We start from the raw sequence: 18060 nt of genomic DNA on the forward strand, positions 1-18060 counted from the left end.
GGCCTTTTCGTGCCTCCTGCCCCTTCTTCCTCCCGCTTCGGAACCCTCGACGGCCTGCGCTACGGGCTGCTCGGGCTGCCGCTCGCGTTCGTCGCGCTGCCGCTGTATGTGCTGCTGCCCAACCACTACGCGCGCGCCTTCGGCGTGCCGCTGGCGACGCTGGGCGCGGTGCTGCTGGGCGCGCGGCTGCTCGACGCGCTGATCGATCCGCTGCTCGGGCGGCTCAGCGACCGGCTGCATGCGCGCTCGCCGCGGGCGGTGCTGGGCTTCGGCGCCTTCGCAGCGGGCGTGCTGCTGCTGGGCTTCGGGCTGCTGTTCTTTCCCCAATTGCTGGTCGACCCGGCGCGCCACGGCGCGCTGCTGGCGGCGGCGGCCGTGCTGCTGGCCGTGACCTATGCGGGCTACAGCATGCTGAGCATCGCGCACCAGTCGTGGGGCGCGATGCTGGGCGGTGACGCGGTGCAGCGCGGGCGCATCGTGGGCTGGCGCGAAGGCATGGGGCTGGTGGGCGTGGTGCTGGCGTCGGTCGTGCCGACGGTGGCGGGGCTGCCCGCGATGGTCGCGCTCTTCGGCGTGCTGCTGGTCGTCGGCTGGCTGATGTGGACGCAGGCGCCGCGCCCGGTGCGCGCCCACGGCCCGCACGTGACGGTCGACCTGCGCCTGCCGCTGCGCCGCTCGGCGTTTCGCCGGTTGCTGGCGGTGTTCGTGCTCAACGGCATCGCCAGCGCGGTGCCGGCCACGCTGGTGCTGTTCTTCGTGCAGGACAGGCTGCAGGCGCCAACGTCGATGGAGCCCGCGTTCCTGGGGCTTTATTTCGTGATGGCCGCGGCATCGATTCCCGTGTGGCTGCGCATCGTGCGGCGCTTCGGGCTGGCGCGCTCGTGGCTGGGCGGCATGTGCATGTCGGTGGTGGTGTTCGCGGGGGCCGGCGCCATGGGCGCGGGCGACGCGGTGCCCTTCCTGGTGGTGTGCGCGCTGTCGGGTTTTGCCATCGGCTCGGACCTCGTGCTGCCGGGCGCGCTGCTGGCCGGGATCATTGCCGAGGCCGGCGACCAGCCCAACGCCGGCGCCTACTTCGGCTGGTGGAATTTCGCGACCAAGCTCAACCTGGCGCTGGCCGCCGGCCTGGCGCTGCCCCTGCTCGGGCTGGCCGGCTACGTGCCCGGCGCGCGCGAAACCACGGCCCTGCAGGCGCTGTCGCTGGCGTACTGCCTGTTGCCCTGCGTGCTCAAGGTGGCGGCGGGGCTGGCGCTGTGGGCGCTGGTGATCCGGCCGGGCCTTTCCGCTTCTTCTTCCTTGCCCCTCCCGAAAGTCTCTCCTTGAAGCCATTCAATCCGCCGCTGACCGACTGGCAGGGCAAGACGGCGTGGATCGTCGGCGCGTCCTCGGGCATCGGCCGCGCCACGGCGCTGGCGCTGCTCGCGCGCGGCGCGCGGGTGGGCGTGTCGGCACGCAACGGCGAAGCGCTCGACGAACTGGCGGCGCTGCACAACGAGGCCGGCCAGCCGCCCCGCGTGATCGCGCTGCCGCTGGACGTGTGCGACGCCGCCTCGGTGGCTGCCGCCCACGCGCATCTGCTCTCGGTGACCGGCGCGATCGACTTCGTGCTGCACAACGCCGCCACCTACGACGCCCTGCGCGCGGACGCGTTCTCGCTCGACACGATGCTGGTGCACCAGCAGGTCAACTATGTCGGCGCGCTGCATGTGCTGGCGGCGGTGCTGCCCGGCTTCGTGGCGCGCAACGCGGGCCACATCGCCATCACGGGCAGCGTGGCCGGGTTCCGCGGGCTGCCCAAAAGCCTGGCCTACGGGCCGACCAAGGCTGCGCTGGCCAACCTGGCCGAGGTGCTGTACGTCGACCTGCATGCGCGCGGCATCGGCGTGAGCCTGGTGCAGCCGGGCTTCGTCGACACGCCGCTCACGGCGCAGAACGACTTCAAGATGCCCGCGCTGATCACGCCCGCCGCCGCGGCCGAAGCCATGCTCGACGGCTGGCGCCGGGGCCGTTTCGAGATTCACTTTCCGCGCCGCTTCACCTTCTGGATGAAGCTGATGCGGCTGCTGCCGTACCGGTTGTACTTTCCGGCGGTGGCGCGGCTCACCGGGCTCTAGAAATGCAAAAGGCGCCGTCGGCGCCTTTCTTCAGGGTTTTTGTCAGGGCTTCGTGTCGATGAAGCTGGGCCGCAGCATCAGCTTGTCGTAGAGCTTGGCCAGGTTGCTGTGGTCGGCGCGCCAGTCGATCTCAGGAAAGCGCAAGGCCAGCCAGCCCAGCGTGCAGCCCACCGCGATGTCCGACAGGCTCAGGTGAATGCCGCTGCAAAAGGGCTTGTCGGCCAGGCCCTTGGCCATGGCGGCCACGCCGTCCTCGACCTTGGCGCGCTGGCGCTCGATCCAGGCGGCGCTGCGCTCGCCGTCGTTGCGCCCGGCCCAGGTGGCTTCCAGGCGCCAGAGCACGCCGGCGTCCATGACGCCGTCGGCCAGCGCCTCCCAGGTCTTGACCTCGGCGCGCTCGCGGCCCTGCTGCGGAATCAGCTTGCCGACCGGCGACAGGGTGTCGAGGTATTCGACGATCACGCGCGAGTCGAACATCGCCTCGCCGCCTTCCATGATCAGGCAGGGCACCTTCCCCAGCGGGTTGGAGCTGGATATGGTGGTCTCGGCAGCCCAGACGTCTTCGATGACAAACTGGTAATCGAGCCGCTTTTCGGCCAGCACCACGCGCACCTTGCGCACATACGGGCTGGCGGCGGATCCGATCAGTTTCATGAAGGCTCTCTCCCTAAGATTTACAACATTCGTTAATAGTCATTTTAGGTGAACGGGAAAACCTGGGCCCCAAATCGACGCCGATGTGTAGGTACCGCCCCACGGAGCGGCAGCCGCCTAAAATTCGGGCATGAGCTTTTCCACCGTTTCCGCCCTCTCCCCCCTTGACGGTCGCTACGCGGCCAAACTCGCGGCGTTGCGTCCGCTGATGAGCGAGCAGGGCTACATGCACCGGCGCGTGCAAGTCGAGGTGGCGTGGTTCATTGCGCTGTCCGACTGCGGCTTCGCCGAATTCAAGCCCCTCACGGGCGGCGCCCGCAAGTACCTGCTGGGCCTGGTTGCCCACTTTTCCGAGGCCGACGCGCTGGCCATCAAGGAAATCGAAAAAACCACCAACCACGACGTGAAGGCGGTCGAGTACTGGATCAAGTCCAAGTTCGAAGCCCGCCCGGAGCTGCTGGCCGCCGCCGAGTTCGTGCACTTCGCCTGCACCAGCGAAGACATCAACAACACCAGCCACGCCCTGCAGATCCAGGCCGCGCGCGAAAAGGTGATGCTGCCGGCCATCGACGGCCTGATTGCCAAGCTGCGCGAAATGGCGCACCAGTTCGCCGACGTCTCGATGCTCGCGCGCACCCACGGCCAGACCGCCAGCCCGACCACCGTGGGCAAGGAAATTGCCAACGTGGCGGTGCGCCTGGCCAAGGCCCGCGCGCAGATCGCCTCGGTGCAGCTGCTGGGCAAGATGAACGGCGCGGTCGGCAACTACAACGCCCACCTGGCCGCCTGGCCCGAGTTCGACTGGGAAGCCTTCAGCCGCAAGGTCGTCGAGACGCCCGCGCCGCTGGGGCTGGGTTTGAGCTTCCAGCCGTACAGCATCCAGATCGAGCCGCACGACTACATGGCCGAGCTGTTCGACGCGGTGGCCCGCGCCAACACGATCCTGATCGACTTCTCGCGCGACATCTGGGGCTACGTGAGCCTGGGCTACTTCAAGCAGCGCCTGAAGAAGGGCGAAATCGGTTCGTCGACCATGCCGCACAAGGTCAACCCGATCGACTTCGAGAACGCCGAAGGCAACCTGGGCCTGGCCAACGCGGTGCTGCGCCACCTGAGCGAAAAGCTGCCCATCAGCCGCTGGCAACGCGACCTGACCGACAGCACGGTGCTGCGCAACATCGGCGTGGCCTTCGGCTATGCCACGCTGTCGTATGCGAGCCTGGCCACCGGCCTGGGCAAGCTGGAGCTCAACGAGGAAGCGCTGGCCGAAGACCTCGACGCCTCGTGGGAAGTGCTGGCCGAACCGATCCAGACCGTCATGCGCCGCTTCGGCGTGCAGGGCGCCTACGAGCAGCTCAAGGAAGTGACGCGCGGCAAGACCGTGACGGCCGAGGCGCTGCACGGGCTGATTCGTTCGCTGGAAATTCCGGAAGAGGAAAAGACCCGTCTGCTGGCCATGACGCCGGCCAGCTACGTCGGCAAGGCAGCCGAGCTGGCCAAGCGCATCTGATGGCGCTCAAGTCCACCATCTTCAAGGCCACGCTCGCGGTGGCCGACATCGACCACGGCTACTACGCCGACCACGCGCTGACCCTGGCCCGCCACCCGAGCGAAACCGACGAGCGGATGATGATCCGGCTCGTGGCGCTCGCGCTCAACGCGCACCAGCTGCAGGACATCTGCAACGGCGACGGCACGCTGGCCTTCGGTGCCGGCCTGTCGAACGTGGAAGAGCCCGACGTGTGGCTGCGCGACTTCACCGGCCAGATCAAGATCTGGATCGAGGTCGGCCAGCCCGAGGACAAGCCCGTGCTGAAGGCCTGCGGCAAGGCGGACGAGGTGATCGTGTACTGCTTCAACCACGCGGCCGAGATCTGGTGGCGCGGCATGGAGAACAAGCTCGCGCGGCCGAAGAACCTGAAGGTCTACCGCGTGCCGACCGAGGCCTCGCAGGCGCTGGCCGCGCTGGCGCAGCGCAGCATGCAGCTGCAGGCGACCATCCAGGAAAACACGTTGACGCTGGGCGACGGCACGAACAGCATCGACGTCGAGCTGCTGCGCTGGAAATAAAGCTCGCCCCCAGGCTTCGCGCACTTCGTGTCGCTTCTCCAACCCCCTACCGGGGGCAACACCTGCGGCCCGGCAAAGCCGCATCCGTGGTGTTCGCCTAAGGAGGCGCCTTCTAGGCAGCCGGCATCATCTCGCCGCACTGCCAGCACTGCTCGAAGCCGCCTTCGACCTGCTCGCCGCACACGCACAGCCAGCTGCGCTGCGGCCGGTTCTGCAACTCGTGCAGCAGGCGCTGCGCGAGCTCGAACTGGGTCTCGTCGTCGATCCATATCTCGGGCAGGCACTGGTCGGGCGGCAGCTGGCCCATGACCGCGCCCAGGAACTCGCGCTGCACCGTGGCGGCCACGCCCTCTTCGCGCAACGCGTGCGCCCACACGGTCGCGATGGCCAGGTTGGGGGCTTGCGCGAGACGGCGCATGGTCAGGGAGCCCGGTTCTTTTCGTCGTCGGGATCGCGCTCGGGCGCTGCCTCGGCGTCGGACGACGGCGAAGCCGAGTCACGCACCTCGCGCGCCCGTTCGGCATAGCGGTTGAAGCGCCAGGCCGAGTCTTCCATGGTGATGCGGCGCCACGTGGCGCGCTTTTCGACGGCGGTCATGGCGGGCCAGAACTGCACCTCGTCGAAGCTGCGCCCGCAGCCCTTGCATTCGTCGTCGCCCTGGCTGGTGGAGCAGATCGCGATGCAGGGCGTGTCGGGCGTGCTCTCGTACCAGGCCATCCAGGCGGCCCAGGCCTTGGGCGGGAAGCCGACCTCGTCGACCTCGTCCTCGTGATGAAAGACCATGAGCGCGTAGACCTCGGCCAGCGCGCGCAATTCAGGGCCGAGCGTGATGCCGTCGGGCGAGGGCGTCTTCTCGCGCCAGTGGTTGATGGCGGCCTCGATGTCGGTGATGTGTATGGCGGCCATGGAACGTGAAAAAACAGCGGACGGCGATCATAGTCCGGCAATGTCCCGAGGCGCCGAAGGGACAAGATCGCTACAAAAGAAATAGCAGCACACGCACTGTTCATGCGCGTTTCCAAGCGGTTCTCTTCAAGCCCATGGAAACTTTCGATTGCACCTCCGCGGGCTTCGATGCTTTAATCCGCCCCACGAAGGGGAGTAGCTCCCGACCGCTGTCCACGGCAGCGCGAATCGCCAGGTCGTCAATACGAAGCAAAACACTTCCGGCCTGTCGGGCAACGAACGCGCACTTGCGCGCGCGCTGTCGAGCAAGACCTTCGATTTGAACCTGTGCAGGTTTGGTCGAAGCGTTCGCAAGCTCCCGGTCCCCCGGTCTTCACCCCCCGCTTTCGATCCTCTCCGCGCAGGATGAATCGAAACGCATCGGCATGCGCCTTCCGTCGTCACCCCTGAAGGGAGAGACAGGGGCGCGAAGACAAAGAGGAACTTATGGAAATGTTCATGGCCCCGGAATTCTGGGTCGCAGTCGGTCAGATCATCATGATCGACATCCTGCTCGGCGGCGACAACGCCGTCGTCATCGCGCTGGCCTGCCGCAAGCTGCCGCCCGCGCAACGCACCAAGGGCATCCTTTGGGGCACCGCAGGCGCCATCATCCTGCGCGTCATCCTGATCTTCTTCGCGCTCACGCTGCTGGCGATTCCGTTCCTGAAACTGGTCGGCGCCATCCTGCTGGTGTGGATCGGCATGAAGCTGCTGGCGCCCGAGCATGACGACGCGCACGGCAACATCTCCGGCAGCGACAAGCTGTGGGGTGCCGTGAAGACCGTGATCATTGCCGACCTGGTGATGAGCGTGGACAACGTCATCGCCATCGCCGGCGCCGCACAGGGCGCAGGCGAAGGCCACCAGATGCCGCTCGTGATCTTCGGCCTGCTCGTGAGCATCCCGATCATCGTGTGGGGCAGCCAGCTGGTCATCAAACTGATGGACAAGTTCCCGATGATCATCACGCTCGGCGGCATGCTGCTGGGCTGGATCGCCGGCACGATGGCCGTGTCCGACCCGGCCCTGGCCAACGCCGCGGCCTGGACCTGGGTGCCGAAGGTGCCGCAGACCGACGTCGTGAAGTACGGCGCCGGCATTGCCGGTGCGCTGCTGGTGCTGGCCCTGGGCAAGTGGACGGCCGCACGCAATGCGCGCAACAAGCCGGCCACGGCCGTGGCCGCCGACTGAGCCTCGCGGCCCGTTCAACAAACTTCCTGCCCCGCAGAACCTCTGTCACTCTAACTACCTGAAGGAGCACGCCATGGAAAAGATCATTCTTTACGTCGACGACGTCACCTACGCCAGCGAGCAGTTCGCAGAACTCGCGCCGGACGCGGGCAGCGTCGTGGCGCGCCATTGGGTGCTGGTGGCCTGCGCGCCGCGCATGACGCATCGCATCAGCAAGTGGGTGAGCCACAGCGCGCGCGAGAACTGGCGCGCCAAGTGGTTCAGCAAGGTGCAGGCGCAGATGCTGCCGCTGCTGGAGCGCAACGGCGGCCAGGTGACCCCGGTGCTGGCCAAGGGCCCGCTCGCCGACCTCACGGCGCTGCTCAAGCGCGAGCATGGCGCGGTCCATGTGGTCGATGCGCGCCGCCCGAAGATCGGTGTCGACATGGAGCCGGTGACGCCCGACCAGAAGCCAGCGCACCAGTCGGGCTGGGCCTTTCCCGGCGCCGTGATGGGCATGGGCGCGCTGCTGGTCATGGCGAACGAGCTGGCCGAGTAGGACAGGCCACCCCTTGGCTTCGACGAGCCCCGGTGCGCAACGCACCGGGGCTCGTTGTTTTGCGGGGCCTGCGTTATCCTGCGCCGCATGCGCATCATCATCAAATGGCTGCTCAGCGCTGTCGCGCTGCTGGCGGTGGCTTATCTCTACAGCGGTGTCCAGGTCAACAGCTTCGGCTCCGCGCTGATCGCGGCCGCGGTCATCGGACTGCTCAACATGATCGTGCGGCCGGTGCTGGTGGTGCTGACGCTGCCCGTCACCATCGTCACGCTCGGGCTGTTTTTGTTCGTGATCAACGCGCTGCTGTTCTGGGCCGCTTCGGGCTTGCTCGGCGGCTTTCACGTCAACGGTTTCGTGGCGGCGCTGATCGGCTCGCTGATCTACTCGCTGCTGGGGCTGGTGATCGAGTCCGCGCTGGGCGGACTGCTTTCCAGGCGCTGAGCCGGGGCGCCACGCGCCCGTGGCCTGTTACTTCAACGGCGGCTCCGCCGCCTGTTCCTTCACCAGCACGTCCACGGCCCGCGCACGGGTGTCGACGATCGACGCCTCGTAGTGATCGATGGGCTTGCCCGACTGGCGAATCAGCTCCTGCGCGGCCTTGAAGCGGTCGCGCGCTGCCGGGTAGTCGAGGATGGCGACGTTCGATTCGGCATCGGCACGCACCGCGCGCAGCGTGTCGTTCTCCGCACCGTAGAGGTTGCCAAGCGCACGCCAGGCCGTCGCATCGCGCGGGTTCGCGGCCACCCAGTCGCGCAACACCGGAACCATGGGCGCAGGCTGGCGCATGGCGGTGGCGGCTTCGGCGGACAGCAGCATCTCGGGGCGCTCCTTCGACTTGGCGTCGAGCAGCGCGGCCGCCTTGGGCGCGGCGCCGGCGGCCAATTCGATCTCCGCAGCGAGCCAGCGTGCCTGCTTCGCCGCGGCCTTGTCGTCCGCCGTGCGCGCGATCAGCCGCTCGGCCTGGGCACGCGCCGTCTTGTAGTCGCGCATTTCCTTGGCCGACAGCGCCGCAGCGTAGAGCATGCCGGCCTGCTGGGCGGGCGCGTTTTTGGCGAATTCGCCGCTGGAGACGGCGTCGATCCAAAGCCGCAGCACGTCGACGCCGGGGCGCGTCAGCACGCGGGCGCGCGAAGCGACCATCGCGTGGTCCATGAGCAGGGGGACCGGCGGCGCCGCGTCCATGCGGAACTGGAAGCGGCCCTGCATGTCCGAAATGCGCTCGGTGGTCAGCGGGTGGCTGCGCAGGTAGGGGAACGAACCGTTGTCGTTCAGGCGCGAGGCGTACTGCAGCCGCTCGAACATGGCGGCGGCGCCTTGCGGCGCGAAGCCCGCCTGCGTCATCACGCCGAAGCCGATGCGGTCGGCCTCGCGCTCCATGTCGCGTGAAAAGCTCAGCTGGTTCTGCATGAACAGGGCCTGGCTGCCCATGACCACGGCCTGGCCGGCGTCCCCGCTGCGGCTGCGGCCGGCGGCGATCATCCCGAGAATCAGCCCGGCGATCATGAGCGGCAGCTGCTTGCCCTGCTTGTCCATGATGCGCGAGATGTGGCGCTGCGTGACGTGCGAGAGCTCGTGCCCGAGCACCGTGGCCAGCTCGTCGCGGCTGCCGACCGCCGCCACCAGGCCCAGGTTCAGCCCGAGGTAGCCGCCGGGCAGCGCGAAGGCGTTGATGTTGCGGTCGCGGCCCAGCAGGATCGTCCAGGCGAAGCGCTCGTCGAGTTCGGGCGTGAGCTCCCCGCGGGCGCGGGCGGCGGCGAGCAGGCGCTGCCAGATGTCCTGCACGTAGGCGGCGATCACCGGGTCGTCGATGTAGTCGGTGTCGCGGTACAGCTCGCGGGCGATCTGGTCACCCAGGTGGCGCTCGGCGCTGGCGGTCATTTCGCCGCCGTCGCCCATGCCGGGCAAGACGGTTTGAAACGGTTGCAGCTGCGCCAGGGCCGGCGCGGGAAGCAGCGCCTGCGACGCTACCAAAACAGTAGCACACAACGGCCGCAGGACGTGCGTCAGCTGGCTTTTTCGGGGGTGTTCGGGAGTCAAGCGCGGCAATCCTCGTCAGTGGCTCGGGCTCGTATGATGCACCTTCAACTCGATCGTTCAACCATGAGCTCTCTCACCCATTTCGACGCGCAGGGCCAGGCCCACATGGTCGACGTCGCCGGCAAGCCCGCCACCCACCGCGTGGCCGTGGCCACGGGTCGCATCGAGATGCAGCCGGCGACGCTGGCGCTGATCGCGTCGGGCACCGCGAAGAAAGGCGACGTGCTGGGCATCGCGCGCATCGCGGGCATCCAGGCGGCGAAGAAGACGAGCGACCTGATCCCGCTGTGCCACCCGCTGGCGCTGACACGGGTGGCGGTGGCCTTCGCACTGGGCGACGCCGGCAGCGCGCCCCAGGTGGCCTGCACGGCGACAGTAGAGACCGTCGGGCCCACGGGGGTGGAGATGGAGGCGCTGACGGCGGTGCAGGTGGCGCTTCTCACGATCTACGACATGTGCAAGGCGGTGGACCGGGGGATGCGGATCACGGATGTGCATGTGGTGGAGAAGCATGGGGGGAAGTCGGGGAGCTGGGTGGTGGGGGACTGACGCCACTCGCTCCATGTTGATTTGTATGGTCCAGAAAATTTTTGCCCAGGGTCCGAAATGCCGAAGTCTTTCATCTTGCTGAGCCTCGCCGCTCTCCTGTCCTCTACCGCTTTTGCCAACACGCTCAGCGACAAGGTGGATGCCATGTCCGAAAACGGGCGCCGCAACTTTACGGCCGTGCTGGTGCAGCAGAGCGGCGCGCAGTGTCCCGCGGTGCAGCGGGTGTTCTTCCAGGGCGTGCTGGACAAGGCGGCGGTGTGGAACGTGCGGTGCAGCGGCAAGAACGCGGACTTCGGCGTCATCTTCTACGACGACCAGGCCAACACCACCCGCGTGATGCCGTGTGCGCAGCTCAAGGAGCTGGGCGCACCCGGCTGCTTCAAGAAATTCTGACCGGTGCTGCGCGTTCAGCGCGGCGGGGCCGCCGGCTGCAGCGGCGCGGCCGACCCTGAAACCGACATCCCGGTGGCGCTGTACTGCACCGCAACCCGCATGCGCGCCGCCGTCGGCACGCCCGCGCGCATGCCGGGCGCGAAGCGGGTCCCGACGAAGGCGGAAATGGCGGACGCCTCGAACAGCCCCACGGGCGTGGCCTCGATGATCTTGACGTCTTCGACCGCGCCCCCTGCGCCAATCAGCAGGTCCAGCACCACCTCGCCCTGGCGCATGCCCGCACCGGGCGGGTACACCAGCCGTATTTCGGTGAGCGGACGCGGGGGCGGGTCGAGTTCGGAGATGGGCAGGTAGGCCGAGGCTGGCGCCGCGGATGCAACGGCGTTGGTCTCCGGTTGCGCGGACGAGGTCGATGGCGCCGATGCAGGCGGCGGAGCCGGCACGGCCACTTGCGGCGGCGGCGCCTCGGCGGGCGGTCGCTTCTCCGGCTGCGGCGCAGACAAAGTGGGCGATACCGGCTCAGACAAGGCCGGTGCCTCGCGCGCCGGCACCGGGCTTTGCACGGGCACCTGCGGACTCGGCACCACGGGTTGCTCTACAACCACGGGCAGGGCGTCCGCCATCGGTGGCGCACTGGCCGCCACCACCTGGGCCGCAGGCGGCGCCAGCAGCCGCGCCTCGATCACCCGCACTTTCGACTGCGACGCGACCGGCGGCCGCGGCCACGCCGTATACAGCAGCACCGCATGCAACGCGACCGACCCCAGCACCGCGGCAGACAGGGACCGGCGCGGCGCCGGGGCAAGCCTCAACGCACGAGCTCGCGCCAGCTGATGCGCTTGCCCTGCGGCGGCGGGCTGCCGACCGGGATAGGCTGAACCTCAGGAGGATCTCTGTCAGACGTCCCCAAGCCCACCACCGTGCCATCCGACCGTACGACGACGGCCAGGCCCACCACGAGCGAGCTGGAGAAGAACGGCCTTGACGTCACCCCGCCTGTACTGGAGCCTACCGGCAGGCCAGTGATGAGGTCGACGTAGTTCAGCCAGCTGTAACCGCCACCGGAGCACATTGTGTTGCTGGGGACGTTGGACGCGAACACCAGAGTGCCGTACACGGTTTGCATGTCCACGTTCGCGCGCTCGCCGTTGTCAGGCAAATCGATATACCACCCCTTGGTTTGCAGACAGACGCCCTCTCCGGTGGTCGCGCACTGTACCGTGCGCGTCGCCGAACTGCCCGAACCGCTCTGCACGAGCGCCAAGCCTTTCAGCTCAGTACGCAGATTGGTATAGACCGACGGATTCGCGGCCGTCAGCGCATCCTGGAAGGCGTAGACGGTTTGCGCGCTGGTGTCGGTCAGGTCGTCCGTCGACAGCATCCTCCCTGTGCCTACGACCACCATGGTGATGCCGTTGACCTCGGCCAGCTGCGGTCGCGTGGTGATCGGTTGCGGGTTGTTGCTCTTGTCCTTCGCTGTGGCGAGCAACGCCGCTTCATACCCCGTCGGCGCAATGACGTTGTTGATGTCGAAGCGCCACACGTTGCCCAGCAGGTCGGCGCCGTAAGCACGTTCGGCCGTATTGTTCAATGGGTAGTTGTTCACGAAGATGTTGATCTCGCGCAGGCCGCTCGGCGTCGAGGAGTCACCCGCCGAGGTGGCGATGCGCTGGATGATCGCGCCGGTGCCGGCGTTCAGCACGTAGAGGTATCCCTTGCCGTCGCCGCTCACCGAGTTGTTGTAGCCGGACGTGACCAGCACCACCCAGGTGCCGTCGCGCAGTTTGGTGATGATGGGGCGCCCGTAAGTCAACCCCACGTTGCAATCCGCAGTCGCACCGATCGGGTTGCTCGCGCAGGCGGTGCTCATGTTGAACTCCCACATGGCGCGGGGCGAGGCCGGGTTGGTGACGTCCAGCGCGTAGTAGCCGTTGCCGCCATGGCCGAGGCCCGCGACGACCATGGTCTTCCACTGGCCGCCGGTGTAAACGTCGCTGGAGATCGGCGAGCCGTCCACGAAGAACTGGTGCTTGTCGGGATAGTTGGTGTCGGCCAGGGTCCACATGTTGGGCATCACCACCTGCGGAACGAAGGCCCACGCTTCCTGGCCGGCATTGGCATAGTTGGTGTCGGCCGAGCTTGCCGGTGCATAGAAGGCATGCAGCATGCCGTCATTCGCACCTACGTACACCATGGGCGTGCGGGCCTTGTAAGTGGTCTTGAAGTCATCGTAGCCGGCGTCCTGGAAGAATTGGCTGGGCGCCTTCACGTAGGCCGGCTGCGAATTGACGATGTCGCCCAGCACGTGCGCCCGCGCCCGGTAGAGCTTGGCGGTGTTGTAGACGTAGCCTTCCCGCTTGCGCTGGCCGCGCAGGTAGTTCAGCAGGTTTGCACCGGTGGTAATGCCGCGCTGATCGAGGGTGCCCGAGCTGCCGTCGCTCATGAACGGGTATTGGCTCAGGCCGGTGGTGATGGCCGTGCTGGTGAACGCCGCTTGCATGGCGGCGGTCAGTCCGGTCGCCGCGGTGCCGGTGGGCAGACCGGTGGTTGCGTCGCAGGCCTTGGTGTTCCAGGTGAAATCGACCAGGCTCCCGTTCGCCGGATCGCGTGCATAGATCTTCCGGTTGTCGCACTCGTCACTCACCTTGGCGTCCAGCAGCCCGCGCGCGGACCACCTCACCGTGGTCGACAGGTTGCCGGTGGTCACATCCACATCTCGCGCCAGCAATTCACCAGTCCAGTCCAGCGTGGTGAAACTGCCGGTGTAGGCAAAGTTGTCGCCCGCTGTCGGCGTGAGGCTGGAGAGCGATGCGCCGGCACCGGCGCCGGCTTGCGCCTTGATGCCCGAAAGTGCTTCCTTCAGACCGTCCACCACCGATTGCGGGTCGCGCGCGCTGAAGTACTTGCCGCGGCCGTTGACGGCGGCATGCCAGAAGTCGTCGATGGAGCGCGGGTCGTTGTACTGCAGCTGCGACAGGTTGGTGCCGTTGGGCCAGATCGGCCAGTTCACGACCGGTGTGTTTTCGTAGCTGCGGATCTTGGAGAAATCACCGGTGGTCGCGCTCTTGTAGTTCTCCTGGTAGTTCAGGTTTCCAGAGACACCCAGGCCCACGACGAAGGTCGTCATGTGCTGCCACGGGGCACGGTCGTCCTCGATGCCTTCGCCCAGGCGTGGGGTGTCATTCGACATGCTGGGGCGCAGGTCGTTGATGTAGTAATACTGCGCCACGTCCGCCAGTGAATCGACGCTGCCCAACTTGGCGGGGCCTGAGACCGGCCCCTTGGCCGTCGTCGTTCCACCCCAGGCACCGGACACATCGACCACGGGCGGAGACGCCGGGCTGGCGTAGCAGATGCCGGTCGCGTCGGTCCAGTCGGTCTCAGTGGTGCTCTTGTCGCGCACGCTGGAATCGATGGCCGTGTCGCCGCTCACGTCATAGGTCGCGATGGTGGTCTGCGTGCGGCGCTGCACCTTCGTGCCCGGAATGGCCACGCAGGTCGTGGAGCGGTAGCCGTTGTCTGCCGTCGGCGTGACGGGCGAGCAACTGGTCACGCGGTCAGGGCCCTGCGTGTCCGAGGTGCAGTTTGTCGTCAGGAAGCTGGCGTCCGTGCCGGGCGTGCAGGCCGCCACCGGCGTCGGGTTGGTGGTTGCCATGGCGCAGGACACGACCGGCAGCACGCCGCGCGGCGAAGGCACGCAGGTGTCCGCAGCCACACCTACGGTGGTGTCGACGGCGGTGCAGGTGGTGCGCGTGAAGTTGTTGCCGCTGGTCGGTACTTCGCTGGTGCAGGCGGTGCCCGGCGTCAGTTGCTGCGGCTGCGAGGTGTTGACCGTGCAGCTGGTGACCTTGAAATTGGCATCCACGCCGTTCGAGCAGGCCGCCACCAGCGTGGGGCCCGTGTTCACCGTGTTGCAGCTGGTGGTGGTGAAGTTGGCGCTGGTGCCGGCGGAGCAAGAACCCTGCGCGACGAAGGTCGGGCCGGTCGTGACCGTGTTGCAGCTCACTTGCGTGAAGCCGTTGCCCGAGGCAGCCGTTTGCGGCACGCAGCTGCCGGCGGCAACGCCGACGACCGGGTTCGAGGACACGCAGTTCACCGTGGTGAAGCCGTTGCCGGACGTCGGGGTCTGCGCCACGCAGGACCCGGGCATCACGTTAGTCACTGGCGAGTTGTTGTTCGTGCAAGTCGTCACGGTGAAGTCGGTGGCATTGGTGCCGCCGGTGCAGCTCGCCACCGGCGTGGCCGCGGTCGGACCGTTCATTGCGCAGGTCGTTGCCGTCCAGTCATTGCCCGAGCTTGCCGCCACCGGCGAGCAACTGTTCAAAGGTACGCCGGTCGGGCCGGTCGTTACCGGTGCGGGGCACTTGATGGTCACCCAGTTGTTGCCTGAGTTGCCAGTCTGGGCCACGCAGGAGCCAGGCGCCGTGGACGTCGTCTCCGAGTGGAAGTTGCAGGTGGTGGCCGTGTTGCCGTTGCCGGAACCGGCAGCTACGGGCGTGCAGGTGCCGACGTTCACCTCGGGGGTGTCTTCGTTCCTGCAAGCCGTGATGACCCAGTTGGTGCTCGCGTTACCGCCTGCGGTACAGGATGCGACCAGCGTCTCGGGTGTGGTCACGGTACGGCAGCTCACGAAGCTCGGGCCGGTTGTGTTTGGCACGCACGACGAAACCGGCACATCGGTGAAGGTCGTGGGCGTGCAGGTCGTCTTGACGCCGCTGCCGGTGGTGCCCGCCGTGCACTGGGCCGGCAGCACCTGGGTGGTGCTCGTGGTGAGCTCCTGACATTGCCGCTCCAGGTAGGCGTTGCCCGACGTCGGCGCCTGCGCCGTGCAACTGGCCGCATTGCTCCACGCCGAGTAGGTCGCGCCACCGCAGGTCGTGCGCACGAAGCTGTTTGCGCTGGTCGCACCCGATGCCGTGCAGCTGTCGACGGGCTTGTTCGTGGCGATCTGCTCCGCCGGCTGGTCGCAGAAGGTCTCGATGAAGTTGGGCGACGTGCCTCCAGCGGCCGTGCAGCTGGCAACCGCCGTGCGCGGGCTCGTGATGACCGTGTTGCACGCGGTGGTCGTGTAGGCGTTGCCCGAGCCGGCGCTCGCCGGTACGCAAGCTGCCTTGGTGGCCGTGAAGCTGTTGTTGACCGGCGTCGCGCACGAGGTCGTGAGATAGCTGTTGCCGCTGGTAGGAACTGTCGGCGTGCACGATGCCACGCCGGTCGGTCCGGTCAACTGCGTGTTGCAGGTGGTGACCACCTGCGTGGAAGCGTTGGTTCCGGGCGTGCACGAGTTCGGGGCCACTGCCGTGGTCGTGGGCGTGACGCTGCACGACGTCGTGACGAAGTTGGCGTCCGTGCCCGGCGTGCACGAGGCCACCGAGGTCGGGCCGGTCGTGTTCGACGAGCAGGTGACGTTCGCCCAGCCGTTGCCGGCGCTCGGGCCGGCCGGCGAGCAGCTTGCGGCGGCGGTCGGTCCGTTGACCTGCGGCGCACAGGTGGTCGAGGTGTAGTTGTTGCCCGAGCCGGCCGCTTGGGCCGTGCAGGTCTGCACCGCCGTCGGTCCCGTCAGGGTCGGTGCGTCGCAGGTGCGCGTGACGTAGTTGTTGCCCGAATTGGGGCTTTGCGGGGTGCACGAAGCCACCGCCGTCGGACCGTTGGTGAGGTTCAGGCAGGTGATGTTGCCGCTGTTGGTGCACGACGCCACGGGCGTCGTCGTTTCAGTGGCGCCGTTGTAGGCAAGAACCTGCGCCGTGCGCTGGAATTCCTGGCGGGTCGATTGCAGCTGGTACGTCCGGGTCACCAGGGGCTGGGTGGTGGAGCGGCGCGTCAGCGTGTCGGTCTTGAACGACTGGCTCGTGGATTGCTGCAGCTGCGTGGTCGTCTTGGTCGTCTTCTGCTGCGTTTGCCATTGCCGCGTCTGCGTCATGGTCTGCGTGCGCGTGCGGGTCTGGATCTGTGCGACCGTCTTCAGCATGTACGACGTCGTTTGCAGCACTTGGGTGGTGCTTGCGTAGACCTTGCGCGTACCGCGGCCCCACCATTCGAGGGTTTTCATTTCCTGACGCGTCGAACGGGTCTGCTGCTGCGTGCTGGCCAGGGCCTGCAGGCTCTGGCGGGTTTGCGTGCTCGTCGTCTTGCGGTCCTGCGTGGTCGAGCGGCTGGTCTGCACGGTCGAGGCAAGGACCTGCTCGGTCGTCTTCGTCAGCGACTGGACGCGCTGCGTCGGCTGCGAGGTCGAGCGTGACACCACCGAGCTCGTGCGGAAGAACTCGCCGGTGGTGCAGGGCTGGTAGCGGTTCATCGACGACGTGGTCGTGTCGGTGCGGCTGCCGGACGTGGTGCCGTCCCAGATGGGACGGTGGCTGTACAGCAGCGGGTCGAAGCGGTCCAGGATGGTCTTGGGCGTGAGGTTGCCGTCCTGGTTGCCCACGCGCGTCGTGCCGTCGATGCCGACCGGGCCGCGCGTTTCCTGCGCGGTGTTCCAGTAGCCGTCCGTGGTCATGATGGTGAAGTTCTGCTGGCAGCTGTAACGCACCGGGTCGGGTGTCATCTCGGCATTGATGCCGTCCGTGCGACCGGCGTAATGTCGACCCACCCGGGCCAGGCCTTCGCGGGCCGGAGACGAGCCTTCGGGCGTCTGCCCGTACAGCTTGGCGTACCACGCGGACTTGTGCGTGTCGTTGAAGTCGTCGATGGCCAGGTACTTGGTCGGGTTCACGCCGCTGTCGGCGTTGGCCGTGTCGCGCAGCGGATTCATGCTCACCAGGCCGACGCGAAAGCCGTCGTTGATGGGGTTGAACGCAAGGCTGATGCTGCTCTTCACCATCGCCATGCGGGTGCGATAGAACGTGTACCAGATGGCGAAGTTGCGCCGTTCGTCGGTGCCTGCCGCCCCCGTGCCGGAGCTCGAACTGACCAGCTTGCGGCGCCACAAGCCGCCCGTGGTGTTGGCCGTGACATTCGCCTGCGTGAGGTTGGCGCCGGCGAAGCGCACGCTTTCCATGTCGGTACAGGGCGCCGCGTCGTAACGCAGCGCCTGGGTGCCTTCGTACGTGTAGTAGTAAGCGGGCTGCGCCGGGTCTTCGGCGTCGTTGGCAACCTGCAGCTGGCGCGTGTTGCGGTCGTAGGCCCTGAAGCTGGTCGCCAGGTTGGTGTTGGTGGTGGCGGCCGAATAGAAGTCGTAGCGCGCGGCCCCGAAATCGACGTTGCTCGGCGGGTTCACCAGATAGTAGCCGTCGGCGCCGCGCGGCACCTCGTAGATCTTGGCCGGGTCGTAGTACAGCGCATTGCACTGTGCGCTGCGATAGCCGATGGGCATTTCGTAGCTCGGATTGCCGCCGGGAAACTCCAGCTCGTCAGGCATGTGCGTGAACGCCATGGACCGTGAGGTGTCCATCAGCAGCATGACGTTGGGCTTGGGCACGGCCTGCCCCGTTCCGGCGACGGGCACGGTGGCCAGTTGCGTCTGCGCTGCCTGCACGTCGGTCGTCGACGCCCCGTTCCCCCACAGGAGCACGCCGGCAATGGCCGACGCGACAAGCGCAAAACCTTTGGAGCGATTCATTTCCCCGGCCC

Annotated in this window: 15 protein-coding genes; 9 read left to right on the top strand and 6 right to left on the bottom strand. The window is 67.3% G+C overall.

Annotation, left to right across the window (positions count from 1 at the left end):
• Positions 1-9: 9 nt before the first annotated feature.
• Together ACSFA5_RS19290 and ACSFA5_RS19295 are read left to right on the top strand one after the other, a co-directional pair.
• Complete coding sequence (locus tag ACSFA5_RS19290; RefSeq protein ID WP_435445644.1) at positions 10-1323, top strand: MFS transporter; 1314 nt, start codon at positions 10-12, stop codon at positions 1321-1323.
• Positions 1320-2114: an SDR family NAD(P)-dependent oxidoreductase gene (locus ACSFA5_RS19295; RefSeq protein WP_435445645.1), complete on the top strand. Its 795-nt coding sequence runs from the start codon at positions 1320-1322 to the stop codon at positions 2112-2114. Before ACSFA5_RS19290 ends, ACSFA5_RS19295 begins: the two co-directional genes overlap by 4 nt.
• Before the next feature lie 42 nt (positions 2115-2156).
• On the opposite strand, the gene ACSFA5_RS19300 is transcribed toward ACSFA5_RS19295, so the two are convergent.
• Positions 2157-2768: a glutathione S-transferase N-terminal domain-containing protein gene (locus ACSFA5_RS19300; protein WP_435445646.1), complete on the bottom strand. Its 612-nt coding sequence runs from the start codon at positions 2766-2768 to the stop codon at positions 2157-2159.
• Between the two features lie 130 nt (positions 2769-2898).
• On the opposite strand from ACSFA5_RS19300, the gene purB reads away from it, so the two are divergent.
• The gene (gene purB, locus ACSFA5_RS19305; RefSeq protein ID WP_435445647.1) at positions 2899-4278 is read left to right on the top strand and encodes an adenylosuccinate lyase; all 1380 of its coding nucleotides are present in this window, start codon (positions 2899-2901) and stop codon (positions 4276-4278) included.
• Entirely contained in the window at positions 4278-4838 is a 561-nt protein-coding gene (locus tag ACSFA5_RS19310; protein ID WP_435445648.1) for a YaeQ family protein, read from the top strand. The genes purB and ACSFA5_RS19310 overlap by 1 nt, the downstream gene beginning before the upstream one ends.
• Positions 4839-4950: 112 nt before the next feature.
• Here ACSFA5_RS19310 and ACSFA5_RS19315 read toward each other — a convergent pair whose 3' ends face one another.
• Both ACSFA5_RS19315 and ACSFA5_RS19320 read right to left on the bottom strand, forming a co-directional pair.
• The gene (locus ACSFA5_RS19315) at positions 4951-5256 is read right to left on the bottom strand and encodes a putative signal transducing protein (RefSeq protein ID WP_435445649.1); all 306 of its coding nucleotides are present in this window, start codon (positions 5254-5256) and stop codon (positions 4951-4953) included.
• 2 nt (positions 5257-5258) lie between these two features.
• Entirely contained in the window at positions 5259-5744 is a 486-nt protein-coding gene (locus ACSFA5_RS19320; RefSeq protein ID WP_435445650.1) for a DUF3717 domain-containing protein, read from the bottom strand.
• 486 nt (positions 5745-6230) lie between these two features.
• On the opposite strand from ACSFA5_RS19320, the gene ACSFA5_RS19325 reads away from it, so the two are divergent.
• The 3 genes from ACSFA5_RS19325 (at position 6231) to ACSFA5_RS19335 (ending at position 7956) form a co-directional block, all read left to right on the top strand.
• Positions 6231-6977, top strand: a complete 747-nt coding sequence (locus tag ACSFA5_RS19325) for a TerC family protein (RefSeq protein WP_435445651.1) — start codon at positions 6231-6233, stop codon at positions 6975-6977.
• Positions 6978-7050: 73 nt separating this feature from the next.
• The gene (locus ACSFA5_RS19330; protein ID WP_435445652.1) at positions 7051-7515 is read left to right on the top strand and encodes a hypothetical protein; all 465 of its coding nucleotides are present in this window, start codon (positions 7051-7053) and stop codon (positions 7513-7515) included.
• Between the two features lie 87 nt (positions 7516-7602).
• The gene (locus tag ACSFA5_RS19335; protein WP_435445653.1) at positions 7603-7956 is read left to right on the top strand and encodes a phage holin family protein; all 354 of its coding nucleotides are present in this window, start codon (positions 7603-7605) and stop codon (positions 7954-7956) included.
• A 27-nt stretch (positions 7957-7983) separates the two neighbouring features.
• Here ACSFA5_RS19335 and ACSFA5_RS19340 read toward each other — a convergent pair whose 3' ends face one another.
• Entirely contained in the window at positions 7984-9561 is a 1578-nt protein-coding gene (locus tag ACSFA5_RS19340; protein ID WP_435445654.1) for a M48 family metalloprotease, read from the bottom strand.
• 54 nt (positions 9562-9615) lie between these two features.
• Here ACSFA5_RS19340 and moaC point away from each other — a divergent pair, with 54 nt between their 5' ends.
• Together moaC and ACSFA5_RS19350 are read left to right on the top strand one after the other, a co-directional pair.
• Positions 9616-10101 carry a cyclic pyranopterin monophosphate synthase MoaC gene (moaC, locus tag ACSFA5_RS19345; protein WP_435445655.1) on the top strand — a complete coding sequence of 162 codons (486 nt, stop codon included), beginning with the start codon at positions 9616-9618 and terminating at the stop codon, positions 10099-10101.
• A gap of 57 nt (positions 10102-10158) precedes the next feature.
• On the top strand, positions 10159-10494 hold the full coding sequence (locus ACSFA5_RS19350) for a hypothetical protein (RefSeq protein WP_435445657.1): 336 nt from the start codon (positions 10159-10161) through the stop codon (positions 10492-10494).
• Positions 10495-10508: 14 nt separating this feature from the next.
• On the opposite strand, the gene ACSFA5_RS19355 is transcribed toward ACSFA5_RS19350, so the two are convergent.
• Together ACSFA5_RS19355 and ACSFA5_RS19360 are read right to left on the bottom strand one after the other, a co-directional pair.
• Positions 10509-11306, bottom strand: coding sequence for a TonB family protein (locus ACSFA5_RS19355; RefSeq protein WP_435445658.1), 798 nt, complete (start codon positions 11304-11306; stop codon positions 10509-10511).
• Positions 11303-18049, bottom strand: a complete 6747-nt coding sequence (locus ACSFA5_RS19360; RefSeq protein WP_435445659.1) for a PilC/PilY family type IV pilus protein — start codon at positions 18047-18049, stop codon at positions 11303-11305. Before ACSFA5_RS19360 ends, ACSFA5_RS19355 begins: the two co-directional genes overlap by 4 nt.
• Positions 18050-18060 lie beyond the last annotated feature (11 nt).

Source organism: Variovorax monticola, assembly GCF_051216855.1.
GTDB lineage: Bacteria > Pseudomonadota > Gammaproteobacteria > Burkholderiales > Burkholderiaceae_C > Variovorax.